The sequence below is a fragment of the Clostridium aromativorans genome (genome assembly GCF_020908015.1).
Lineage (GTDB): Bacteria > Bacillota > Clostridia > Clostridiales > Clostridiaceae > Clostridium_B > Clostridium_B aromativorans.
Genome location: NZ_JAJJPB010000007.1, coordinates 111,014 through 135,912 on the forward strand (window position 1 = coordinate 111,014; position 24,899 = coordinate 135,912).

Sequence of the window (24,899 nt, forward strand, 5' to 3'; positions counted from 1 at the left end):
TGATATGCATGTAGGGGAAATTTACAGTGGTTTTAAACTGCTGGAACAGAAAAAATTAGAGGACATAAATTCTATAGGAATGTTTTTTTATCATGAAAAAAGTGGTGCAAAACTGTTCTTTTTAGAAAATAAGGATGACAATAAGGTGTTTTCCATAAGTTTTAGAACTCCACCGGATGACAGCAGAGGAGTACCTCATATACTTGAACATTCTGTACTCTGTGGTTCAAAAAAATTTCCAGTGAAAGAACCTTTTGTGGAATTGGTAAAGGGATCTCTCAATACTTTTTTAAATGCAATGACTTTTCCTGATAAAACCATGTATCCAGTTGCAAGTGTAAATGACAGGGATTTTGAAAATCTCATGGATGTTTATCTTGATGCAGTTTTTCATCCTAATATATATAAGTATCCTGAAATCATGATGCAGGAAGGATGGCATTATGAATTGAATAGTAAGGAAGAGGATATAGCTTATAAAGGTGTGGTTTACAATGAAATGAAGGGAGCTTTTTCATCTCCAGAATCTATATTATTCAGGAAAATGCTTGAATCACTTTATCCGGATACTCAATATGGAGTGGAGTCTGGAGGTGATCCTGAGGTTATAACACAGCTTACACAGCAGCAGTTCCTGGATTTTCACAGTAAATACTATCATCCTTCCAATAGTTATATATATCTATATGGTGATATGGATATAGAGGAGAAACTTAAATTTTTGGACAGTGAGTATTTAAACTATTTTAATAGAAGAGAAGTGAATTCTGATGTATTGGTGCAGGAACCTTTTCATAAGCGTAGAGAGATGGTGACAGAATATCCTGTTTCGAGTGCGGAAAAAGAAGAAGATAAAACTTTTTTGAGTTTGAATTATTCTGTTGGGACGGCTGTGGATAATGAATTGTATTTAGCTTTTGATATACTTGAACATATGCTTTTGGAAACTCCATCTTCACCTCTTAAAAAGGCATTGATTGATGCTGAAATAGGCAAAGATGTATTTGGTGTATTTGAATCTGGTATACTTCAGCCCATGTTTGGAATAGTAGTTAAGGGCTCCAATGAAAAAGAAAAATATAGATTTCAAGAAATAGTTGAGAAAACGTTAAAAAATATCGTAGATAAGGGTATGGATAAAAAGCTGATGGAGGCTTCTATAAATATAAAGGAATTTCAGCTCAGGGAAGCAGACTATAAGGGGTATCCAAAAGGGCTTATATATGGAATGAAATGTATGGATGGCTGGCTGTATGATAGTGAGCCATGGATCCACCTTACCTATGAGTCAGTATTAAATAAGATAAAATCGCAGCTGGATAATGGTTATTTTGAAAAGCTTATTGATAGGCACATCCTAAAAAACAATCACAGTTCTATACTGGTAATTAAGCCTAAAAGAGGTCTTGAAGAAAGAAAGGATGAACTGTTAAAAGAAAAATTAAAAAATTTTAAGGATAGTCTTTCAGAAGATGAAATTGAAAAAATAATTCAAGATACAATGAAGTTGAAAAAGAGACAGATGGAGAGGGACGGCAGGGAGAATCTTATGAAAATACCTCTTTTATCCCTGAAAGATATAAAACCTGATGCCAAAAAACTTGAGCTTGTAAATAAAAAAATACAGGATGTAGAAGTACTGTTTTATCCTATATTTACCAATGGAATCTATTATATAAATCTGTATTTCAATACAGAGGGCGTCGAAGAAAAATTTATTCCATATATATCGCTTTTAAGTACTGTACTTGGAAAGGTAAGTACAGAAAATTATTATTATGAAGATCTAGCTAAAGAAATAAATATATATACAGGTGGAATAAATTATTTTTCACAGCCTTTTGCAAAGAATGGGAGCAGCAGGAAATTTTATCCTAAATTTATAGTACGCTCAAAGGTTCTTATAAATAATTTGCCGAAATTGCTTTCTATATTAAAGGAAGTAATAAATCATACTGGATTTGATGAGAAAAAAAGGTTGAGGGAGATAATTCAGGAGACTAAGTCCAGAATTGAAATGACTATTTTTGAAAGGGGTCATATAGTAGTTGCAAATCATGTATCTTCATATTTTTCACCTGCAAGTAAGTATGAAGATATGCTGAATGGACTGGAATTTTATAAATTTATATCTGATTTGGAAAATAATTTTGAAAGTAAAGCAGACGAAATAAGGCATAATTTAGAAAGAGTTTCTAAGGAGATATTTACTAAAGATAATTTGCTTTTGAATATAACCTGTGATGAAAGAGATTATAATAATTTTGAAGACAACGTAGGAGAGCTTATATCTGAATTTAAAAATAATAGATTTGATAAAATTCCATATAAACTTGATTTAGAAGCCAAAAATGAGGGACTTATGACATCTTCCAAAATACAATATGTGGCTAAGGCCTATAATTATATAGATCTTGGATATTCTTATAGTGGAAGTCTGCAGGTCCTGAAATCCATAGCAAATTATGAATACCTGTGGAATCAGGTGAGAGTTCAAGGAGGTGCCTACGGCAGCTTTGCCTCTTTTCAGAGAAATGGAAATATGTTTTTTACATCTTACAGGGATCCAAATTTAAGAAATACTGTTGAAATATATGATAGAGCTGGAGAGTTTTTCAAAAATTTTAATGCGGATGATAGGCAGATGGTTAAATATATAATAGGAACCATATCTAATTTGGATTTTCCGCTTTCACCTTCAATGGAAGGGGAACGTGCCGCAGAGAATTATATAAGGCATGTAACTTACGAAGATTTACAAAAAGAGAGAAAGGAAATATTGGATACTAAAGTGGAAGACATAAGAAAATTTTCGGACCTTATTTCCAGTGCAATGATCAAAAACAACATATGTGTTCTTGGAAATGAACAGAAGATAAAAGAAAATAAAAGCATGTTCAAAAATTTGATAAATTTATTTGAATAGATATGTAAATATCCACAATGTGAATAAAATTTTATTCACATTGTGGATTGATTTTTATACTACGGTATCCTTATCGGCAGTTTTAACATTTTTTAAATCCCTTAGCCATACTTTAGTACTCTCGTAGATTATAACTACAAGCAGCAGCAGAAGTATTATGGAAAGTACAACTAGAAGTGTTTCGCCCTTAGGTATATAGTTACCAAATATATTTGAGAAGGAAGCTGTAATGGTTATTATGGATATAGCTATCATCGGGATTACGGTTATCATGGCATATTTCTGTTTTTTCATCTTTATAATTATAGTAGTACCAATGGCAAAAGCTATAGCGGCCAGCATTTGATTTGCAGTACCGAACAGCGGCCAGATTGTTGATATATTGCCGGTGTAGAGAAGATATCCCCAGGTAAATGACATAAGAACGCTAAATAATACTATATTTGCCCAGGAGTTTTTCTTTGCAAAAGGCTTGTATATCTTTCCAAAAAGATCCTGGAGTAAGTATCTGCCTACTCTGGTACCTGCATCTATAGTTGTTAGAATAAACAACGCTTCAAACATTATACAGAAATGATACCAGTAGGACATTAATCCTTCCATACCCGGTATTTTGTAAAATACGTAAGACATACCTACTGCCAGTGATACAGCGCCTCCGGGTCTTCCAGCTAGTTGCTCTCCTACCATTTGTGACAGCATAGGCAGTTCCTTTGGAATCATTCCAAGTTTATCAAATACGGCCGGTGCGGAGTTTATAGCAAAGTAGTCGGCGGTTGGAAGACATGTTGCAGCTATCAGTGCCATCAGTGCTATAAAGGATTCTATGAGCATTGAACCAAAGCCTATAGGAAGTATGTCCCTTTCATTTGAAATAAGTTTAGGTGTAGTACCGGAGCCTATAAGTGAGTGGAATCCCGACAATGCACCACAGGCTATGGTTATGAATAGGAATGGAAATACCTTGCCTGGTACAATAGGTCCCCCTCCGCTTATGAATTTAGTGAGTGCCGGCATCTGAAGAGTAGGTCTTACAAATATAATTCCTATTACCAGTAATGCTATAACGCCGAGTTTCATATAAGTACTCAGATAATCTCTCGGCAGCAGTAGGAGCCATACAGGTAAAACAGCAGCACAGAAACCGTATACAGCTAAAATAAGTGACATTTGTTTAGTATTGAAAGTTAAAAAAGGAGCTAAGGCTGTGTGCTGGATATAAGGTCCTAATGCAACTCCCAGTATGATGAGTGCCATACCAATAATAGTGGCTTCAGCTATTTTACCAGGTCTTAAGAATCTAAGATAAATACCTATGAAAATTGCTACTGGAATGGTAAAGCCAACTGTAAAAGTACCCCAGGGACTGTTGTAAAGTGAATTGACAACAGGAAGCCCAAGGCCTGCCATACTTATTATCAATATGAAAATGACTGCTATAGAAGTTACAAATCCCATTCTCTCCCCTAAATTTTTTCTGGCAATTTCAGCAATGGATTCACCATCTTGCCTAACTGAGGCAAATAGGATTACCATGTCGTGGACAGCACCTGCAAATACACCACCGATTAAAATCCACAGTGTACCTGGCAGATAACCGAATTGAGCTGCTAAAACTGGTCCAATTAATGGTCCTGCACCTGCTATTGCGGCAAAATGATGTCCAAGCAATATCCACTTGTTAGTGGGAACGTAATCATGACCATCCTCAAATTTTTTAGATGGCACTTCTCTTGTCTCATCCAAGACCAGAACTTTAGCGGCTATAAATGAACCGTAAAATCTATAGCCTAAGACGAGTACAAGAGCTCCTATGATTACCAGTACCAGTGAGTTCATATAAATTCCCCCTTATAAATTATTTAACATATAATGTTAATGTCATTATAACATGAATTTTCAATCAATTCAGCTAATATGGGGTGAAATGACAAAAAAGATATATGAACGGTATTAATTCCAATGTAAATGATATATGAAAACATCAGCTGCATAGAATTGAGAATTAAGATTATTTATAAAAAAGGTTGTCCCACAACAATTTTTGGGGCAACCCGCATGTAAAATTATATTATGATCTATATCATTATTAAACGGCGTTATTTTCTCTAACTTTATCAAATTTTCCGGATTTTAAATCTGAAATCCAGTGTCTGATGCTTTCATAGAGTATAACTACTAGTATAACTATAAGCACGAAGGATAATACTGTAAGTAAAGTTTTACCATTTGGAATATAGTTTCCTGTTATATTTTCAATAGATGCTGTTAAAGTAGCTATACTTATAAAGGTCATAGGCAATACTGTAAGAGGCATGTATTTTCTCTTGCCCATTCTTATGAGTACTGAAGTACCTATGGCAAAGGCTATAGCTGCCAGACTCTGGTTGGCTACACCAAATAGAGGCCAGATAGTTGATATATTACCGGTGTAGAGAAGGTATCCCCAGGCAAATGACATAATAAAACTAAAGAATATTATGTTAAACCACGAATCTTTCTTTGCAAGTGGTTTGTAAATCTTACCTACAAGATCCTGAATTAGATATCTGCCTATTCTGGTACCTGAATCTATAGTTGTTAAAATAAATAGTGCTTCAAACATTATGCAGAAATGATACCAGTAAGACATTAATCCTTTCATGCCCGGTATTTTATAAAATACATAAGACATACCTACTGCCAGGGATACACTTCCGCCTGGTCTTCCAGCTAGTTGCTCTCCTACCATTTGTGAAAGCATAGGCAGTTCTTTTGGAATCATTCCAAGTTTTGCAAATACTGCTGGTGCAGAGTTTATAGCAAAGTAATCAGCAGTTGGAAGACATGTTGCAGCTATTAGAGCCATCAATGCTATAAAAGATTCTATAAGCATAGAGCCGTATCCAATAGGGAGTATGTCCCTCTCATTTGAAATAAGTTTAGGAGTAGTACCAGAACCTATAAGTGAGTGGAATCCCGACAGTGCACCGCAGGCTATAGTTATGAATACGAACGGGAATACCTTACCCGGTACTATAGGTCCGCCTCCAGATACAAATTGAGTGACTGCTGGCATATTCAAAACCGGTCTAACTAGTATGATACCTACTACTAGAAGTGCTATAACACCAAGTTTCATATAAGTGCTTAGGTAATCTCTTGGAAGAAGCAGAAGCCATACAGGCAAAACAGCAGCACAAAAACCATAAATAGCTAGGATAAGAGACATCTGTTTAACGTTAAATGTCAAATATGGAGCTAAAGCTGTGTGCTGGATATAAGGTCCTAACGCAACTCCCAATATTATAAGTGCCATACCGATAACGGTAGCTTCAGCTATCTTACCAGGTCTTATAAATTTAAGATAGATACCTACAAAAATTGCTACTGGAATGGTAAAGCCAACTGTAAAAGTACCCCAGGGACTGTTGTAAAGTGAGTTCACTATTGGAAGACCAAGGCCTGCCATAGTAATTATCAATATAAATATAACTGAAATTGATGTGATGAAACCCATTCTTTCGCCTAAATTTTTTCTCGCAATTTCGGCAATGGATTGTCCATCTTGTCTAACTGAAGCAAATAGAATTACCATGTCATGAACTCCACCAGCTAATACACCGCCGATTAAAATCCACAGCGTACCTGGCAGATAACCAAATTGGGCTGCTAAAACTGGTCCAATTAATGGTCCTGCACCTGCTATTGCAGCAAAATGATGGCCTAATAATATCCACTTGTTAGTGGGAACGTAATCATGACCATCTTCAAATTTTTTAGATGGAACTTCCCTGGTCTCATCTAAAACTAATACTTTAGCTGCGATCCAGGAGCCGTAAAATCTGTAACCTAGAACTAATACAAGAGCACCTATAATTACAAGTACTATTGAGTTCATAAAACAACCTCCTTTAAGATTCAATAAATAAATACAATTAATGCTTAATGGTTTACATATAATACTTAATGGTTTACATGTAGTGACTAATTGTTCCATGCATAATGATAGTATGAATCTATTAATTTTTCTATCTAAATTCTCCGAATTGATAAAAAAATATATTAAAGAGTCGAAATAAAAGGTTAAGTGACATTTTTTAAAATGATATTTTTATTAGCTATAAGTTTAATTTTGTTATATAATTATATATAAATAATTTGTGTTTTGAACAAATAATGCAGGAGATTGGACTTTGGCGCACTATAGGAACAAAAGTATTAGAGTTATGCTAGAAGTCGGCTAATGCAGTTTTTAGAGGTGGTAAATTTTGATATATATTCAATTGCTTGAAAGTATGGCACTTATAGCTATATCTGCATATATATACAATCAATCTCATGTTTTAAAAAATATGATTAAAGGTGAGCTGAAATTCATAGATAAAATTGCACTTATAGTGTTTTTCAGTTTATTGGGTATTATAGGTAATTATACTGGAGTAAATGTAGAGCCCTATGCTATGGATAATATCAGGCCAATGGGCTCTATACAAGCAGGATATATTGGACTGCACGATGCCATAGCAAATACAAGACCTATAGCAGCTATAGTAGCAGGGTATATAGGGGGGCCTGTATTTGGAGTGATAGTTGGAATTATAGCAGGAACTCACAGATATTTTTTAGGAGGATTTACTGCCCTTTCCTGCGGAGTTGCCACTTTGGCAGAAGGATTGGTTGGAGGACTTATAAAAAAACTCTCGAAAGATGAAGGTTTTAATCTTAAGAAGGTATTTATTGGAGCAGTGGCGGCAGAATGCTGTCAGATGATTATAATTTTAATACTTTCCAGACCGTTTAGTTCAGCCCTTAAATTAGTAGAGATTATAGCGGTACCTATGATTCTCATAAATTCTCTAGGTTCAGTAATTTTTATAAATATAATAAAAAGTGCAAAGGAGGAATACGATAGAATTGGTGCTATAGAAGCACAGAGAGCTCTTAATATTACAAAAAAAACTGTAAATTATATGAGAAAGGGACTTAACGAAAAAACGGCAAAAAATGTTTCTGAAATAATATATGAGATGACCAATGCAGATGGCATATTTATAGGAGATAAAAATGGATTTTTAGCTTATTCTGGAATTAGTATACATGAAGAAAAATTAAGACAGGAGATACAAAAATACAATAAATCACCTGATTATAAAATTATTGAACTGCAATATGATGGTAAATCCATGTTTTTTGTTTGTGCTCCATTTAAAATACCCAACTCAGGTTTTGAAGGAGTGCTTGGATTGGGGGTGAGGTTGAAGAAAAATATTAATCCCTATTTCATACAATTTGGGAAAGAATTAAGTGATCTCCTATCCAACCAGATAGAACTATATAAATTGAATAAATTGGCTAAAGAGGCATCTACGGCAGAATTTAGAGCTTTAAGAGCTCAGATAGAACCACACTTTTTGTTCAATGCACTAAATACCATAGCTTCTTTTTGCAGAACAAATCCTTCAAAGGCCAGAGAGCTTATAATAGATCTGTCCAATTATTTTAGGCAAACATTAAAAAGACAGGAGGATTTTGTTTATCTGAAAGATGAGATTGAATTTATTCAATCCTACCTTTCCATTGAGACAGCTAGGTTTGGTAATAGATTACAGTTAATTATTGATATACCGGATGAAATGATGGATGAGAAAGTGCCTGTATTTGTGCTTCAGCCGATTGTGGAAAATGCTATAAAACACGGTATATTGCCTAAGCCGGAAGGCGGGAAAGTATACCTTGAGGCATTTTTTGAAAATGATGAAATACGTTTTTGTATAACAGATACAGGAGTGGGGATGAATGAAGAAAGACTAAATGAAGTTTTAACTAAATGGCCGGGTATAGGGCTGAAAAATGTAAATGAGAGATTGAAATTGTTATATGGAGAGGATCATGGGCTTGATATAAAAACATCTGTAAATAATGGAACCAAGATTAGTTTTTTAATATCGATGAGGGAGGTTTCATCAATAAATGGATAAATTGAGATGTGTTATTGTAGAAGATGAGATACCTGCTGCAGAGGAGTTGAATTATATAATATCACAGCACAAGGGTATATCTGTAGAGGGAATTGCATATGATGGTAAAACTGGCATGGAACTTGTAAAATCAAAAAAACCTGATGCGGTATTTCTAGATATAAATATGCCGGTGGAAAATGGTATGGAAGTTGCTAAGAATATTAAAAGATTTGATGAACATGTTGATATAATCTTTGTCACTGCTTATGAGGAACATGCAGTAAAAGCTTTTGAGTTAAATGCGTTGGATTATGTCTTGAAACCCTTTGATGAAAAAAGGATAGCTATTACCATAGATAGGCTTATGCAGAAAAGTGATGACAAAAATACAGAGGACGGGAGAATATCAAAGGATATTTTGAATGAATTGATAGATAAAATGGATAAGGAAAAAAAACTGGTTAAGAAAATACCTTGTGAGAGGCAGGGTAAGATAATACTGGTAAATGTAAAGGATATCTACTACTGTTATATAAAAGATGATAAAACCTATGTGAAGGTTAAAAATGATAGTTACTTAGTGGGATATACTTTAGGTCAAATAGAAGAAAGAACTAATTTTTTTAGATCTCACAGGAGTTTTTTAGTGAATATAGATAATATTAGAGAATTGTATTCCTGGTTTAATGGCACATATAAATTAGTAATGGATGATGAGAAAAAATCTGAGATACCGATAAGCAGAAACAATGTAAAAAAATTAAAAAGTCTTTTGAAAATGTAGTAAGAGCTATGATAATTTGACAATAGGAGGTTGATGTTATGGCATTGGCAAATGTGAGTATACAGGTTTTACCTGTAGTTGAAGAGAAGGATCTTTATGGTGTAGTTGATAAAGTAATAGAATATATAGATTCCTGTGGTGTAAAATATGAGGTAGGACCTATGGAAACTACTATGGAGGGAGAATTGAGTCAGCTTTTAAAAATAGTGGAAACTGCCCAAACCATATGTGTGGAGCAAGGGGCTTCAAGGGTGGCATCTGTAGTGAAAATAGATTATAGACCCTCCGGAGTTACTATGGAAGAGAAGATAGGAAAATATAGAAAGTAAGTTAATTGAAAAAGTTTTAGTCGATCTTATGGGTACGGTAGAGCTCTCTCATGAAAAATGGTTTTTATACCGTACCTAAAAATGATCTAAAAATTGGCATAACTTATAGCATTTTTTCCCATCTGCTGTATAGGTCATCTATTTTACTCTGTGTGTCCAGAACTTTTTTGTTTATCTCGCTGCTTTTTTTGGAGTCAGAATAAACTTCCTCTAGGCACAATTTTTTTTGTAATTTTGACAAAAAATTCTCTAAACTTGATATTTCTTCTTCAATGTAATCTATTTCAGCTTTTTTTTCATGTTGTTTTTTTTCAAGAGCTCTTTTCTTTTTTTTATCATGCTGTATCTGAGTTTTAGTTTTACCTCTATTTTTTTCCTGTTTCTCAAATCTCAATGGATTGTTCTTTTTTTCAATATAATAGGAATAATTTCCGAGATATTCCTTCATGCCATTTTTCTTTAACTCATATATTTTATTTACAGATTTATTTAAAAAATATCTGTCATGGGAGATTACGAGTAAAGTGCCATTATAATTTAACAATGCTTCTTCCAGAGCCTCTCGAGAGGTTATATCCAGGTGATTTGTAGGCTCATCTAGAAGCAAAAAATTGGCTTTGGATAATATCAGCTTTAATAAATTTATTCTACATTTTTCACCACCGCTTAAAGATGAAATTTTCTTGAATACTTCATCTCCGGTAAAAAGGAAACTAGCCAGCGAATTTCGTATTTCTGTGGCAGTTAGTTTAGGAAATTTATCCCATATCTCACCTAAGACTGTTTTTTCAGGATCTAGATCAGACTGCTCCTGATCATAATATCCTATTTCTACATTCCTGCCTAGTAGACATATGCCAGTGTCTTTTTTAATTTCTCCCATAATTATTTTGAAAAGAGTGGTTTTGCCACAGCCGTTTTCGCCAATAATTGCTGTTTTTTCACCTTTTTTTAGCTTAAAGTTTAAATTCTGGAATAAAATATTATTGTTGAAACTTTTACTCATATCTTTTACCTGCAGCACATCATCTCCACTGTTTAGCTGGGTTTTAAATATTACATTTTTAATTTTTTTATCTTTGTCTGGTGGAGCTATTCTCTCTAATTTATTCAGCATTTTTTCCCGGCTTTCTGCTGCTTTTATACTTTTTTCCCTATTAAATGATCTGTATTTTTTGATAATTTCTTCCTGCTTTTTTATTTCCATCTGCTGTATGTTATATGCTTTTAATTGAATTTCATAGTTTCTTTTTTTAAGTTCAAGATATTTGGTATAATTGCCGTTATAATAATTTATATGACCATTTATGAGCTCAATGGTTGAATGTGTTATGGCATCTAAAAAATATCTATCGTGGGATATCAGTATTACAGTGCCCTTATAAGCTTTTAAATAATCTTCCAGCCATTCTATGGCATCTAAATCCAAATGGTTGGTAGGTTCATCAAGTAGAAGTATATCGGGTTTTGTAAGGAGAAGCTTGCAAAGGGCCACACGCGTTTTTTTACCACCGCTTAACACGTTTATAGGTGTGCTGTATTCATCCTCTGTAAAACCGAGTCCCTTTAGGGTTTTCCCTATTTCCGCCCTATAAGTGTATCCCCCTCTATTTGAATAAAGCTCTGAGCAGGTAGTGTAATCATTTATCAGCTTATTGTGATATTCTTTTCTGGCTGTATCATAGGGTTTGCTCATTAATGATTCCAATTTATCAAGTTTTTTTTCAAGATTAACAAGATCCTCAAATACAGTATACATTTCATCATATATTGTATTTGAAGAATCTAAAGACAGATGCTGGGTTAAATACCCTAGAGTTTTAGATCTATCTATATACAGATCTCCGCTATCATAGTTTGATTTATTTGTTAAAATGTCGAACAAGGTAGACTTGCCGGTTCCATTTGGACCTATGAGGCCGACTTTATCTCCTTCATTTATATTGAAAGTTACATCTCCGAGTATAACTTTTATCCCATAGCTTTTATGGATATTTTTACAGCTTAAAACTATCATGAATAATAACACCTTCCTTGATCATTAACATTTTACTATGTATAATGATTTTTTTGTAGCCCTAATTTATTAAAATATATAGATATATTAAATGGTAGTAAATATAAAAATAATAAAAAAGAAACTATTGACATATGTTATAATTAAATAATAGTATAAATTATAGAAATAAATCATTTAGGACTATTTTATTAATAGATACAATAATAGATGATACACTAAATTTTATAAATACGAGGTGCTTTATGGATAAAAAGAAAAATATATCGATGGCTGTTATAAAAAGATTACCAAAATACCATAGATATTTAGGCGATTTAATGAGAAATGATGTGGATAGAATATCTTCAAAGGAATTGAGTGAAAAAATAGGGTTTACAGCCTCCCAGATAAGACAGGATTTAAATTGCTTTGGAGATTTTGGTCAGCAGGGTTATGGATATAATGTAAGTGAATTGTATAGTCAGATATGCAACATACTTGGACTTACAAAATTATACAGAACAGCAATAATAGGAGCAGGGAATATAGGTCAGGCTATAGCTAATTATACCAGATTTGAAAAGTTAGGTTTTGAATTAAAAGCTATATTTGATATAAATCCTAAACTCATTGGCCTTAGAATTAGAGATATTGAGATAAATGATATTGATTATTTGCCTGAGTATTTGAAAGAAAATGTTATAGATATAGGCATAATATGTGTTCCAAGTAATAACGCACAAAAGGTTTGCGACATTTTGGTTAAAAATGGGGTGAAAGGTATCTGGAATTTTGCTCCTGTCGATCTCATTGTGCCAGAGGATGTGAAGATGGAGGATGTTCATTTAAGTGACAGCTTGTTGACTTTGAGCTGTTTGTTAAATGATGTGGATTGAAATTAGTTTGTATAAATATAATTCTGAATTTTAGATAAAAGTAATAATAATTATACTATTTATTATTGAAATATGTAATTTTAAAGTATATAATAATAGTTAAAGTAAAGGATTTTACTTTAACTATTATTAATAATATTTGTGATATTATTAACAATAGTATGTTAATAAACTGTTTAATTTTAGTATAAAATACTAAAAACTTTTGGGGAGGGTTAATATGGAGTATAAAAATGTTATTCTTGAAAAAGAGGGGAAGTTGGCACTGCTCACAATAAACAGACCTAAGGCACTTAATGCTTTAAATTCGGAAACAGTGATGGAAATAGATAGTGCTATAGATGAGATTGCGGCAGATGATGCTGTGCTGGCTGTAATAATTACAGGAGCAGGAAAATCTTTTGTAGCTGGAGCAGATATAACTCAGATGAAAGATTTTAATACCTTAGAAGGCAGAAAATTCAGTAGACTTGGCAATAAAGTTTTTAGGAAACTGGAAAACTTAGAAAAACCTGTTATAGCAGCAGTAAATGGTTTTGCATTAGGTGGTGGATGTGAATTATCTCTGGCCTGTGATATAAGAATAGCTTCATCAAAGGCTAAGTTTGGACAACCAGAAGTGGGATTGGGAATTACACCGGGTTTTGGAGGAACTCAAAGACTTGCACGAGTAGTTGGACTGGGTATGGCTAAAGAGTTGATATATACTGCAAAGATGATAAAAGCTGATGAAGCTTTGAGAATAGGATTGGTAAATAGTGTATTTGAACCCGAAAAATTATTGGAAGAGGCAAAAAAATTAGCAAATACTATAGCTTCTAATGCGCCTGTAGCTGTTAGAATGAGTAAAGCTGCTATAAACAGAGGTATTCAGTGTGATATAGATACAGCTGTAGCTTATGAATCAGAAGCCTTTGGCGAATGCTTTTCTACAGAAGATCAAAAAGAAGGAATGACAGCTTTTGTAGAAAAAAGGGAAAAGAATTTTAAAAATAAATAATTTAGTTATACTATAGCGATCTTGTTATTAATATTTACAGAAGCTATATTTTATAGTATGAAAACTATATTAGGGGGTAAAATAAATGGATTTTACGTTAACAAGGGAACAAGAATTTGTAAAACAGATGGTAAAAGAATTTACCGAAAATGAAGTTAAACCAATAGCCGCTGAAATAGACGAAACCGAGAGATTTCCTCAGGAAACAGTGGATAAAATGGCTAAATACGGTATGTTGGGAATCCCTTTTCCAGTTGAATATGGCGGAGCAGGGGGAGATACGCTGGCTTACATACTAGCTGTTGAAGAGGTTTCTAAGGCTTGTGCTACTACTGGAGTTATACTATCGGGACATACTTCACTTTGTGCTTCATTACTTCAACAATTTGGTACAGAAGAACAAAAACAAAAGTATTTGGTTCCACTGGCAAAAGGTGAAAAACTTGGAGCTTTTGGTCTAACAGAGCCTAATGCAGGTACTGATGCTTCAGGTCAGCAGAGCCAGGCAATACTTGAAGGAGATCACTACATTTTAAATGGACAGAAAATATTTATTACAAATGGAGGAGTTGCAGATGTTTTTATAGTATTTGCTATGACGGACAGAAGCAAGGGTACTAGAGGAATATCTGCATTTATACTGGAAAAGGGAACACCGGGTTTCTCCATAGGCAAAACTGAAAATAAGATGGGAATAAGAGCTTCTTCTACAACTGAATTGGTATTTGAAGACTGCATAATTCCAAAAGAGAATTTGGTAGGGAAAGAGGGAAAAGGTTTCCCAATAGCAATGAAGACTCTTGATGGAGGAAGAATTGGTATAGCTGCTCAGGCTCTTGGAATTGCAGAAGGTGCTTTGGATGAGGCTATTGAATATATGAAAGAGAGAAAACAGTTTGGAAGACCACTTTTTAAGTTCCAGGGTTTAGGCTGGACAGTGGCGGATCTGGATACTGAGATAGAAGCTGCAAGATTTTTGGTGTATAAGGCAGCTGTGAATAAGGATAAAGGAGTTCCTTATACAGTAGATGCTGCAAGAGCTAAACTGATAGCAGCTACTGTGGCTATGGAAGTTACAACTAAGGTAGTTCAGCTGTTTGGTGGATATGGATACACTAAAGACTATCCTGTAGAGAGAATGATGAGAGATGCTAAAATAACTGAAATATATGAAGGAACTTCAGAAGTTCAAAAGATGGTTATTTCAGGAAACTTATTTAAATAGGGGGGACACTTATAATGAATATAGTTGTTTGTTTAAAACAGGTACCGGATACCAATGAAGTTAAAATAGATCCTAAAACTGGAACATTGATAAGAGAAGGTGTTCCATCAATAATAAATCCAGATGATAAAAATGCTCTTGAAGAAGCATTGGTTATTAGAGAAAAAGAGGGGGGAAAAGTTACAGTAATAAGCATGGGACCTCCTCAGGCAGAAGTTGCATTAAGAGAGGCTCTGGCGATGGGTGCTGATGAGGCCATACTTATATCAGACAGAGCTTTCGCAGGTGCAGATACATGTGCCACTGCCTATGCACTGTCAGGCGCACTTAAAGAATTAGATTACGATGTAATCTTTGCTGGAAGACAGGCTATAGATGGAGATACAGCTCAAGTTGGACCTGAAATAGCTGAATTTCTTCAAATACCCCAGGTAACTTATGTAGAAGAAGTTAATGTTGAAGGCGGCAAGTTGAAAGTCAAAAAGGCTTGGGAAGATGGTTATGAAACAGTGACAGTTGGAACCCCAGTGCTTCTTACAGCTATAAAAGAGTTAAATAAGCCAAGATATATGCATATGAAAAATATATTTAAAATCTTTAAGCAGGATGTAAAAGTATGGCATGCAGATGATATAGATGTAGATAAATCCCTTCTTGGACTTTCGGGTTCTCCGACAAGAGTTAGAAGATCGGCTACCAAGGAAGCAAAAGGACAAGGAGAAATAGTTAATAAGCCATATAAGGAAGCTGTAACGTATGCACTTTCAAAATTAAAGGAAAAACACTTAATTTAATTAGGAGGGATTTATAATGAACATAGCAGACTATAAAGGTGTATGGGTATTTGCAGAGCAAAGAGACGGAAACCTGCAGAAAGTTGCCCTAGAATTACTTGGAAAAGGCAGAGAGCTGGCAGATAAATTAGGCGTAGAATTGACAGCTGTATTACTTGGCAGCGAAATAGATGATGCAGCTAAGGAGTTAATTGCTTATGGTGCTGACAAAGTGCTGTATGCGGACAGTCCACTTTTGAAACACTATACTACAGATGCCTATGCTAAAGTTATTTATGATTTAATAAATGAGAAAAAACCGGAAGTATTTCTCATAGGTGCAACATTTATGGGAAGAGATTTAGGACCGAGAGTAGCAGCTAGGCTTAGAACAGGACTTACAGCTGATTGTACAGGACTTGATGTTGATGCAGAGTCGAAAAATCTACTTATGACAAGGCCTGCATTTGGTGGAAATCTTATGGCAACTATAGAGTGTGCTGATCACAGGCCTCAAATGTCTACTGTGAGACCAGGGGTTTTTGAAAAGCTTGAAAAAGACGAAAGCAGAGCTGTCAAGATAGATAAATTTAAGGCAGATTTAAAAGCTTCCGATATTAGATTAAAAGTAGATGAAGTAATAAAAATTGCGAAAAACGTAATGGATATAGGAGAAGCAGATGTTATAGTATCCGGAGGAAGAGGACTTGGAAGTGAAGAGGGATTTAAGGTTCTAAAAGAACTGGCAGATCTTCTAGGTGGAACTATAGCAGGCTCCCGTGCCACTGTTGACAGCGGATGGATAGACAAGGCATATCAGGTAGGACAGACAGGTAAAACCGTAAGGCCTAAATTGTATATAGCTTGTGGTATATCTGGAGCTATACAGCATTTGGCAGGAATGCAGGATAGCGATTTTATTGTGGCCATAAATAAAGATGACAGTGCTCCAATAATGAATGTAGCAGATCTTGGTTTAGTTGGAGATTATAAAAAAATTGTGCCTGAAATGGTAGCCCAGATTAAAGCTATAAAATAGGAGTTTTGTTATAAAGATAGTATTTAAATTATATTAATTTTAGGGGAGGGATATACGTGAAAAAAGTATGTGTTCTTGGTGCGGGAACAATGGGCTCAGGAATAGCTCAGGCTTTTGCATCAAAAGGTGTGGAGGTTATAATAAGGGATATAAAGGATGAATTTGTTGAAAGAGGAATTTCAGGAATAAAAAAGGGATTCCAAAAGAGAATAGCTAAGGGCAAAATTACACAAGCAGATGCTGATGCTATACTTTCTAGAATTAAAGGAACAGTTGACCTTAAATTGGCAGCTGATTGCGATTTAGTAGTAGAGGCAGCAGTGGAAAACATGAAAATAAAGAAGCAGATTTTTTCTGAATTGGATGGGATATGCAAACCGGAAACTATTTTATCTTCCAATACATCCTCATTGTCTATAACTGAGATAGCATCTGCTACAACTAGGCCTGATAAGGTTATAGGAATGCACTTTTTTAATCCAGCACCTGTTATGAAATTGATTGAAATAACAAAGGGAATGGCTACATCTCAGGAGACTTTTGATAAAGTTAAAGAAGTTGCCCTTAGTATAGGAAAAGATCCTGTAGAAGTATCCGAGGCTCCAGGTTTTATTGTAAATAGAATACTGGTACCTATGATAAATGAAGGTGTAGGCATATTAGCTGAAGGTATAGCTTCAGCAGAAGATATAGATAAGGCTATGAAATTAGGTGCAAATCATCCTATGGGACCTTTGGAATTAGGAGATCTTATAGGGTTGGATATTTGTCTTGCCGTAATGGATGTGCTTTATAAAGAAACTGGAGATTCCAAATACAGGGCTCATCCGCTGCTTAGGAAATATGTAAGAGCTGGATGGCTGGGCAGAAAAACTGGAAAAGGATTTTATGACTATAAGAAATAGTTATTTAAAAGTTTCATGTTTGACATTCCCGATTTAAAAAATCGGGAATGTCAAGAGCAGCGTTATGATTATATAAGTTTTTCTAGAGTTCAGTAAGCAAACTCTATCTGAATCTTAGAATCACTTAATTTGAAGAAGATCATTAAACCATTTTATAAGAGATTATGAATTTGATTTAATGATCTTTTTTGCTAATTCACAGATTGTGCACTTTTTGCAATTATATGATATAATTATAAAGGATTATTATATGTCAGATAAATATAAACGAGAGGGGAGTTGAAACTGCCAGAATCAGAGGTGTATCCGGTATATTTGGATTACATTTGATTGGTGGAATAATATGTACAAAATAGTAAGAAAAGAAGAATTGGCACCCAATATATTTTTAATGGATATAGAAGCACCGAGAGTTGCAAAATCCTGTCTGCCTGGTCAATTTATCATAGTAAAAATAGATGAGAAAGGTGAAAGAATACCTTTAACTATATGTGACTATGATTCTGAAAAAGGCACAGTTACAATAGTATTTCAGACATTGGGGGATTCAACTAAAAGGATGGCTGAGTACAGGGTAGGCGAATATTTTGAAGATTTTGTTGGGCCATTGGGACAACATTCTGATTTTGTAAATGAAAGTATGGAGGAACTCAAAAAGAAGAACATAATATTTGTAGCAGGAGGAGTTGGCACTGCCCCGGTTTATCCCCAGGTAAAATGGCTTCATAGCCACGGAATAGATGCAGATGTCATAGTGGGGTGTAAATCTAAAAACTATCTACTTTTTGAAGAAGAGCTGAAACCGATTTGCGATAACCTTTATATAGCTACTGATGATGGAAGTTATGGGTACAAAGGATTTGTTACAGATCTTCTGAAAGAGCTTATTGATAAGAAGACTAAGGACTACAATTATGTAGTCGCTATAGGACCAATGATAATGATGAAGTTTATAGCACAGCTTACTAAAAAATACGCGATTAAAACTATAGTGAGTTTGAATCCTATAATGGTAGATGGTACTGGAATGTGTGGAGCCTGCAGGGTTACTGTAGGAGGAAAAGTAAAATTTGCCTGTGTGGATGGACCCGAATTTGACGGCCATCTTGTAAATTTTGATGAAGCTATGAGAAGGCAGGCTATGTATAAGACTGAAGAGGGAAAAAAGATATTGAAGAAAGAAGAGGGAGATACATTCGACAGAAAGGGCTGTGAATGTAGAGCAGAGGAAAAACTTAATAGGATGAAGAGAGTCCCAATAAGGGAACAGGATCCTAAAGTGAGAGCCACTAATTTTGATGAGGTATGTCTTGGCTACACTGAGGAAGAAGCTGTAAAAGAAGCGTCCAGATGCCTAAACTGTAAAAAACCTATGTGTGTAACTCAATGTCCTGTTTCCATAAGCATACCTAAGTTTATAGAACAGGTTAAGAATAAAAATTTTGAAAAGGCTGCTAGGATAATAGCTGAATCCAGTGCACTTCCGGCAGTTTGTGGAAGAGTCTGTCCTCAGGAAACCCAGTGTGAAGGTAAATGTGTACTTGGAATAAAGGGAGATGCTATTGCCATAGGGAAGTTGGAAAGGTTTGTGGCAGACTGGTCCAGGGAAAATGACATTGATTTGTCCAAGACTTTACCTAAAAACGGTAAAAAAGTGGCTGTAATAGGCAGTGGTCCTTCAGGGCTTACCTGTGCGGGAGATTTGGCAAAGCTTGGGTATGATGTTACTATATTTGAAGCATTACATAAGGCCGGAGGGGTTTTAGTATATGGAATTCCTGAGTTCAGGCTTCCGAAAGATAAGGTAGTGCAGCATGAAGTGGAGAATGTAAAAAAATTAGGTGTTAAGATAGAGACAGATACAATAGTTGGCAGAACTATAACTATTGATGATCTCGTAGAAAAGGAAGGCTTCCAGGCAGTATTTATAGGTTCGGGAGCAGGACTTCCGAGGTTTATGGGAATACCTGGAGAGAATTTAAATGGGGTATTCTCGGCCAATGAGTTTCTTACAAGAAGCAATCTCATGCAGGCATTTAAAAAGGACTATGATACGCCTATAAAGGTTGGCAAGAAAGTTGCTGTAGTGGGCGGAGGAAATGTGGCAATGGATTCCGCAAGGACAGCACTTAGACTTGGGGCAGAAGTATATATAGTGTACAGAAGATCCCGTTCAGAATTACCGGCAAGGGCAGAAGAAGTCCATCATGCTGAGGAAGAGGGAATAAAATTTAATCTCTTGACTAATCCTGTAGAAATATTAGGAGATGAAAAGGGATGGGTTAAAGGAATGAAATGTGTAAAGATGAAATTAGGTGAACCAGATGAATCTGGCAGAAGAAGGCCTATTAAAATAGAGGGTTCAGAGTTTGATTTGGATGTAGATACGGTGATCATGGCACTGGGAACTTCACCGAATCCACTTATAGCTTCTACAACAAAGGGACTTGAAATGAACAAACGCGGGTGCCTGGTGGTGCAAGAAGATACTGGACTCACTACAAGGGAAGGAATATATGCAGGAGGAGATGCAGTTACTGGAGCTGCCACGGTAATACTTGCCATGGGAGCAGGTAAAAAGGCAGCAAAGGCTATAGATGAATACCTGAAGAAATGATTGGGAAAACTGTACTGGAATATTCTGGTGCAGTTTTTTACGATAATTTTTAACTCTACTATTAAAGGAGTACGTGTATGGATTTTAATTATATAGAAAATTTTGAAGGTGGAATTGTAATAAAAGATGTAAGAAATTTTGAATTGCCCCATATATTTGATTGCGGGCAGTGTTTTAGATGGAATAAAAGGGAAAATGGAAATTATATAGGAGTAGCTTTTGGAAAGGTTATTGAGGTGGAAAAAAGAGACAGAGATGTACTGCTTTACAATGCATCTCAAAGGGACTTTAAAGAAATATGGGCAGACTATTTTGACCTGTATAGGGATTATGGTGAAATAAAAAATATTCTCAGTGAAGATCCAATTTTAAAAAAAGCCGTGGAGTTTGGAAATGGAATAAGGCTGTTGAAACAGGATCCCTTTGAACTGATTGTTTCATTTATAATATCTGCTAACAATAGAATACCTATGATAAAAAGGGCACTGAAAAATATAAGCCAAAAGTGGGGAGAACCGCTGGAATATAATGGGGAAATATTTTATGCCTTTCCTAAAATAGAAAGATTAAAGGATGCTACTATGGAAGAACTTGCAGACTGTGGTACTGGCTTCAGAAATAAATATATTGTGGATACTGTGCGGAAAATTTATGATAATGGCACTGAGAATCAACAGAATTATGATGAATCCTATGATATTAACTGGATTAAGATGCAAAAAGATGAAGTTTGCCATAAAGAGCTGCAAAAATTTATGGGTATAGGGCCAAAAGTGGCGGATTGTATTATGCTTTTTTCCATGCAGAAGTATTCTGCATTTCCTGTAGATGTATGGGTTAAGAGAGCTATGAATCACTTTTATCTGGCACCGGATGTATCCTTGAGAAAAACAAGAGACTTTGGAATAGATAAATTTGGTCAGTTGTCGGGATTTGCCCAGCAGTATCTTTTCTATTATGCAAGAGAAAATAAGATAAAAATATAGATGTCAGGAGAAAAAGAGAATTGAAGGATGTATTAAAATACGTGCCTGGATTTAGAACGGGTGAAAAATTTAAGATGATAATTGCCTCAGCCTATTATATAACTTGTTCCATAGCCATTATACCTAATTGGGGAGTATTTTTGCTTTTTTTTGCAGCACCTTTTGTACTATTTCATGGCATGGATGCGTTTAAAAATAAATCCAAAAAATCTGCTGTAATTTGTCTGATAGCTTTTATAGTCATGTGTTTTGGAAGAGCTATTGTATTATTAAAAAAGTGATGTAAATAAAGTATAGATTAAATAAAAAGTGCTGTAGAATTGCTTTTAGAACATTTTACAGCACTTTTTTTATATTTTCTATTAATAGCAAATTATACTGTACTACTATTTTAAATTAAACTGATAAGCTTTGACTAAGAAGTTATTATGTTGTAAACTGTTGGTAAATAAAGAATAGAAAAATATTTTTTAATTTTATAAAATCTGTTACATTTAAAACTATAATCTGTTATAATTTAAATGAAAAATATATTATCAGATGTTATGGAGGAGGATTAGGATGTTGAATTTTGAAACTCCATTGAAAAAACTGAAATTTTTAGTATTAAGAGAAGCAGCTTCTTTGGCTAAAGAAAATAAATTAAAAAGGGAAGAACTAGAAAAGATACCTTACAGGATAATTCAAAATGAGAATAAAGCGGAGTATAGGTGCTGTGTATATAAAGAAAGAGCAGTTGTATATGAGAGGGCTTTATTGGCATCTGGTTTTATACCTACTGATAATACTACATTGGATTTGAAAAAAATTGTAGATAAAGATCATATGATGTATGTACTTTCAGCTGCCTGTGATAGATGCCCAATATATAAATATAGTGTTACGGAAGCTTGCAGGGGATGTATACAGCATAAATGTATGGAGGTATGCCCTGCAAATGCTATAACTAGAATTGATGGAAGATCACACATAGATCATGATGTATGTAAAGAATGCGGTATGTGTAAAAAAGTATGCCCTTATAATGCTATAGCAGAAGTTATGAGACCTTGTAAAAGATCCTGTCCTACTGGAGCATTGGAAATAAATTCAGATAGTAAAAAGGCAATGATAGATAAGAAAAATTGTATTAACTGTGGTGCCTGTATGGCTGCATGTCCCTTTGGAGCTGTATCGGATAGAAGCTATATCACTGAAGTTACAAGTGCTTTATGTAAGAAAAAGGATATGTATGCTGTGGTAGCTCCTGCCATAACGGGACAGTTTGGACCTAAAGTTACAGTAGGACAAGTTAAAGATGCTTTTAAAAAGATTGGGTTTAAAAAAGTGGTGGAAGCAGCTTGTGGTGCAGATGCAGTTACTGTAAATGAATCCAGTGAATTTGCAGAGAGAATGAATTCTGGAGATGAATATATGACAAATTCCTGCTGCCCGGGATTTATAGGTTATATTGAAACTAAATTTCCAAGTGAAGTTTCTAAAATATCCGGTACTGTTTCACCTATGGTTGCTGCCGCTAGAATGATAAAAAAAGAAGATAAAAATGCAGTTGTAGTCTTTATAGGACCTTGTACTGCTAAGAAAAGTGAAATAAATAGAGAATCTGTAAGAGATGCAGTGGATTATGTTTTGACATTTGAGGAAATATCCGCACTTATGAGTGCATTTAATATACGTCCTGAAGATTGTGAGAATTTGCCTGTAGAGGATGCTTCTCTTTATGGAAGGGGTTTCGCCCAGGAAGGAGGGCTTACAGCTGCTATAGAAAATTGTATAGATGTTAGAAAGGATAAAGTTGTGTTTAAACCTGTAAAGGTAAGTGGAAAAGATGATATAAAGAAGACTATGGCTATGGCCAGAACAAAAAGACTTCAGGGAAATTTTATAGAGGGAATGATGTGTCAGGGAGGATGTATTGGAGGACCCGGGACAATGATTGGGATCATGAAATCCAGGCCTCAATTGATTAAATTTAGTAAGCAGTCTACTAAAAAATCTGTACTTTCCAATGAAAATTTAAAAAAATTTGAAAAAGTGAATTTGAATAGATGATTTAAAAAAAGTATGCTGATGATTTGTTTAGAATTATCAGCATACTTTTTTTAAAAATTTAATTAAAATTTAATGTGGTTATGGTGATCATTTATGATAGAATTTTTATAGAGCATATTTTGTATTGTTAAGGTATATGAGTAAATTAACTGGACATAATTAATATTAAAATGCAGTAATATTTTCAGGGTGGTTAAGATTGAAAACTTATAGGGAAAAAATTAAAAAAAGGTTAATAGAATATAAGCCCTATGTAGTTCTGGGCATAATAATGCTTGTATTGCTTGTTGTGGCTTATGAATATTATCATAAGTATATTTATGTATTTAGGGATCCTGATAAGATAAGGGATATAATAATGTCTTATGGCAAATATGGTATATCGGTGTTTTTGCTTATTCAGATTTTACAGGTAATAGCATTTTTTATACCGGGAGAAATCGTTCAGGTTTCAGGTGGATATGTATACGGCACTGTATTTGGAAGTATACTGTCTATTATAGGCATAACTGCTGGAAGTATAATTTGTTATGGCATATCAAGAATTTACGGCAAACCTCTGATAAATAAAATAATATCTAAAAGGCATCTAAAATTTTTTGATAAAATATTACAATTGGGAAGCGTGAATTCCATAGTGTTTTTATTGTACTTAATTCCAGGTATACCTAAGGATGTCCTGGCCTATATATGTGGAATATCCGATATAAATCTCAAGAATTTTATATTGTGTTCGACATTGGGGAGATTGCCTGGAATAGTTATTTCCACGTATTTTGGATCAAAAATATATTCGGGAAATAAAATAGAGCTTATAATTATAGCTTTAATGATGTTTTCGTTGTTTTTGGTAGGTATTCTCAAAGGAGAAAAAATAATAGTTAAAATGGTAAAGGGATCTCAATCGGGAAGTAATAAGTGAATTTAAAATGCTGCTTATTACTTTTTTATTTAACAAAAAGGGCGTAATTCTCCTATCTTCTATAAGTGGGAGATGAATAGTCCTTGTTATTTTAGGTTCGATGCCTAAAATAATAACTACTTGACGAACAATAAAAAAACAATTATGGAAAGAGTACTTCTGGAGTAAAAGTTATTGCCTTATAACAACTGGTGGTGTTCCAATTGATATAGTTAAGGAGTACATTGAAAATCAAGGAATGAAATGAGGTGAAAATGTGTTAAAAGCTTATAAATACAGAATTTATCCGAACAAAGAACAAAAATTGTATTTTGCTGGAACTTTTGGCTGTGTCAGGTTTATATATAACCAAATGCTGGCTGATAGAATTAAGTCTTATAAGGAAAACAAAGATTCGGATATTAAAAAAATTAAGTATCCTACTCCAGCACAGTATAAGAAAGAATTTGAATGGCTTAAAGAAGTTGACAGTCTTGCTCTTGCAAATGCTCAAATGGATCTAAA

At 34.4% G+C, this 24,899-nt stretch carries 19 protein-coding genes and 1 pseudogene; 17 read left to right on the plus strand and 3 right to left on the minus strand.

Annotated features, from left to right (window positions below; translation table 11 throughout):
- Positions 1 to 4 precede the first annotated feature (4 nt).
- On the plus strand, positions 5 to 2,926 hold the full coding sequence (locus LN736_RS07965; RefSeq protein WP_150358499.1) for an insulinase family protein: 2,922 nt from the start codon (positions 5 to 7) through the stop codon (positions 2,924 to 2,926).
- Between the two features lie 54 nt (positions 2,927 to 2,980).
- Here the strand turns inward: LN736_RS07965 and LN736_RS07970 are convergent, their stop codons facing one another.
- Together LN736_RS07970 and LN736_RS07975 are read right to left on the minus strand one after the other, a co-directional pair.
- Positions 2,981 to 4,765: a carbon starvation CstA family protein gene (locus tag LN736_RS07970; protein ID WP_150358500.1), complete on the minus strand. Its 1,785-nt coding sequence runs from the start codon at positions 4,763 to 4,765 to the stop codon at positions 2,981 to 2,983.
- Positions 4,766 to 5,015: 250 nt separating this feature from the next.
- Positions 5,016 to 6,806, minus strand: coding sequence for a carbon starvation CstA family protein (locus LN736_RS07975; RefSeq protein ID WP_150358501.1), 1,791 nt, complete (start codon positions 6,804 to 6,806; stop codon positions 5,016 to 5,018).
- A gap of 370 nt (positions 6,807 to 7,176) precedes the next feature.
- On the opposite strand from LN736_RS07975, the gene LN736_RS07980 reads away from it, so the two are divergent.
- The 3 genes from LN736_RS07980 to LN736_RS07990 are packed head-to-tail and all read left to right on the plus strand — an operon-like array spanning position 7,177 to position 9,981.
- Entirely contained in the window at positions 7,177 to 8,886 is a 1,710-nt protein-coding gene (locus LN736_RS07980; RefSeq protein WP_150358864.1) for a LytS/YhcK type 5TM receptor domain-containing protein, read from the plus strand.
- A complete protein-coding gene (locus tag LN736_RS07985) occupies positions 8,879 to 9,652 on the plus strand; it encodes a LytR/AlgR family response regulator transcription factor (protein WP_150358865.1) in 774 nt (257 codons plus the stop codon). The genes LN736_RS07980 and LN736_RS07985 overlap by 8 nt, the downstream gene beginning before the upstream one ends.
- A gap of 38 nt (positions 9,653 to 9,690) precedes the next feature.
- Positions 9,691 to 9,981 carry a thiamine-binding protein gene (locus LN736_RS07990; RefSeq protein ID WP_150358866.1) on the plus strand — a complete coding sequence of 97 codons (291 nt, stop codon included), beginning with the start codon at positions 9,691 to 9,693 and terminating at the stop codon, positions 9,979 to 9,981.
- 103 nt (positions 9,982 to 10,084) lie between these two features.
- On the opposite strand, the gene abc-f is transcribed toward LN736_RS07990, so the two are convergent.
- Positions 10,085 to 11,998 carry a ribosomal protection-like ABC-F family protein gene (gene abc-f / locus LN736_RS07995; protein ID WP_150358867.1) on the minus strand — a complete coding sequence of 638 codons (1,914 nt, stop codon included), beginning with the start codon at positions 11,996 to 11,998 and terminating at the stop codon, positions 10,085 to 10,087.
- Positions 11,999 to 12,243: 245 nt separating this feature from the next.
- Here abc-f and LN736_RS08000 point away from each other — a divergent pair, with 245 nt between their 5' ends.
- The 13 genes and pseudogenes from LN736_RS08000 to LN736_RS08060 form a co-directional block, all read left to right on the plus strand.
- Positions 12,244 to 12,876 (plus strand): redox-sensing transcriptional repressor Rex, encoded by a 633-nt coding sequence (locus tag LN736_RS08000; protein WP_150358868.1) that lies wholly within the window; start codon positions 12,244 to 12,246, stop codon positions 12,874 to 12,876.
- 220 nt (positions 12,877 to 13,096) lie between these two features.
- A complete protein-coding gene (locus tag LN736_RS08005; RefSeq protein ID WP_150358495.1) occupies positions 13,097 to 13,876 on the plus strand; it encodes a short-chain-enoyl-CoA hydratase in 780 nt (259 codons plus the stop codon).
- Positions 13,877 to 13,961: 85 nt separating this feature from the next.
- Entirely contained in the window at positions 13,962 to 15,101 is a 1,140-nt protein-coding gene (locus LN736_RS08010) for an acyl-CoA dehydrogenase (RefSeq protein ID WP_150358494.1), read from the plus strand.
- A gap of 14 nt (positions 15,102 to 15,115) precedes the next feature.
- On the plus strand, positions 15,116 to 15,895 hold the full coding sequence (locus LN736_RS08015) for an electron transfer flavoprotein subunit beta/FixA family protein (RefSeq protein ID WP_150358493.1): 780 nt from the start codon (positions 15,116 to 15,118) through the stop codon (positions 15,893 to 15,895).
- A 16-nt stretch (positions 15,896 to 15,911) separates the two neighbouring features.
- The gene (locus LN736_RS08020) at positions 15,912 to 16,913 is read left to right on the plus strand and encodes an electron transfer flavoprotein subunit alpha/FixB family protein (protein ID WP_150358492.1); all 1,002 of its coding nucleotides are present in this window, start codon (positions 15,912 to 15,914) and stop codon (positions 16,911 to 16,913) included.
- A 56-nt stretch (positions 16,914 to 16,969) separates the two neighbouring features.
- The gene (locus LN736_RS08025; RefSeq protein ID WP_150358491.1) at positions 16,970 to 17,818 is read left to right on the plus strand and encodes a 3-hydroxybutyryl-CoA dehydrogenase; all 849 of its coding nucleotides are present in this window, start codon (positions 16,970 to 16,972) and stop codon (positions 17,816 to 17,818) included.
- A 343-nt stretch (positions 17,819 to 18,161) separates the two neighbouring features.
- Positions 18,162 to 20,435: a bifunctional dihydroorotate dehydrogenase B NAD binding subunit/NADPH-dependent glutamate synthase gene (locus LN736_RS08030; protein ID WP_179978426.1), complete on the plus strand. Its 2,274-nt coding sequence runs from the start codon at positions 18,162 to 18,164 to the stop codon at positions 20,433 to 20,435.
- A gap of 77 nt (positions 20,436 to 20,512) precedes the next feature.
- Entirely contained in the window at positions 20,513 to 21,421 is a 909-nt protein-coding gene (locus LN736_RS08035; protein ID WP_179978427.1) for a DNA-3-methyladenine glycosylase family protein, read from the plus strand.
- Between the two features lie 20 nt (positions 21,422 to 21,441).
- On the plus strand, positions 21,442 to 21,702 hold the full coding sequence (locus tag LN736_RS08040) for a hypothetical protein (RefSeq protein WP_150358488.1): 261 nt from the start codon (positions 21,442 to 21,444) through the stop codon (positions 21,700 to 21,702).
- Positions 21,703 to 21,982: 280 nt separating this feature from the next.
- On the plus strand, positions 21,983 to 23,473 hold the full coding sequence (locus LN736_RS08045) for a 4Fe-4S dicluster domain-containing protein (protein ID WP_150358487.1): 1,491 nt from the start codon (positions 21,983 to 21,985) through the stop codon (positions 23,471 to 23,473).
- Positions 23,474 to 23,672: 199 nt separating this feature from the next.
- On the plus strand, positions 23,673 to 24,395 hold the full coding sequence (locus LN736_RS08050; protein WP_378062847.1) for a TVP38/TMEM64 family protein: 723 nt from the start codon (positions 23,673 to 23,675) through the stop codon (positions 24,393 to 24,395).
- 130 nt (positions 24,396 to 24,525) lie between these two features.
- Positions 24,526 to 24,642: pseudogene (locus LN736_RS08055) on the plus strand (transposase); the annotation flags it as partial.
- A 9-nt stretch (positions 24,643 to 24,651) separates the two neighbouring features.
- On the plus strand, positions 24,652 to 24,899 hold a 248-nt coding region (locus LN736_RS08060; protein WP_150357648.1), incomplete at its 3' end, for a helix-turn-helix domain-containing protein.

What these genes read in the sequence shown, in the direction of transcription:
- LN736_RS07965 (WP_150358499.1), top strand. Translation starts at nt 5, where the DNA reads ATGCATGTAGGGGAAATTTACAGTGGTTTTAAACTGCTGGAACAGAAA.
- LN736_RS07970 (WP_150358500.1), bottom strand. Translation starts at nt 4,765, where the DNA reads ATGAACTCACTGGTACTGGTAATCATAGGAGCTCTTGTACTCGTCTTA.
- LN736_RS07975 (WP_150358501.1), bottom strand. Translation starts at nt 6,806, where the DNA reads ATGAACTCAATAGTACTTGTAATTATAGGTGCTCTTGTATTAGTTCTA.
- LN736_RS07985 (WP_150358865.1), top strand. Translation starts at nt 8,879, where the DNA reads ATGGATAAATTGAGATGTGTTATTGTAGAAGATGAGATACCTGCTGCA.
- LN736_RS07990 (WP_150358866.1), top strand. Translation starts at nt 9,691, where the DNA reads ATGGCATTGGCAAATGTGAGTATACAGGTTTTACCTGTAGTTGAAGAG.
- abc-f (WP_150358867.1), bottom strand. Translation starts at nt 11,998, where the DNA reads ATGATAGTTTTAAGCTGTAAAAATATCCATAAAAGCTATGGGATAAAA.
- LN736_RS08000 (WP_150358868.1), top strand. Translation starts at nt 12,244, where the DNA reads ATGGATAAAAAGAAAAATATATCGATGGCTGTTATAAAAAGATTACCA.
- LN736_RS08005 (WP_150358495.1), top strand. Translation starts at nt 13,097, where the DNA reads ATGGAGTATAAAAATGTTATTCTTGAAAAAGAGGGGAAGTTGGCACTG.
- LN736_RS08010 (WP_150358494.1), top strand. Translation starts at nt 13,962, where the DNA reads ATGGATTTTACGTTAACAAGGGAACAAGAATTTGTAAAACAGATGGTA.
- LN736_RS08015 (WP_150358493.1), top strand. Translation starts at nt 15,116, where the DNA reads ATGAATATAGTTGTTTGTTTAAAACAGGTACCGGATACCAATGAAGTT.
- LN736_RS08020 (WP_150358492.1), top strand. Translation starts at nt 15,912, where the DNA reads ATGAACATAGCAGACTATAAAGGTGTATGGGTATTTGCAGAGCAAAGA.
- LN736_RS08030 (WP_179978426.1), top strand. Translation starts at nt 18,162, where the DNA reads ATGTACAAAATAGTAAGAAAAGAAGAATTGGCACCCAATATATTTTTA.
- LN736_RS08035 (WP_179978427.1), top strand. Translation starts at nt 20,513, where the DNA reads ATGGATTTTAATTATATAGAAAATTTTGAAGGTGGAATTGTAATAAAA.
- LN736_RS08045 (WP_150358487.1), top strand. Translation starts at nt 21,983, where the DNA reads ATGTTGAATTTTGAAACTCCATTGAAAAAACTGAAATTTTTAGTATTA.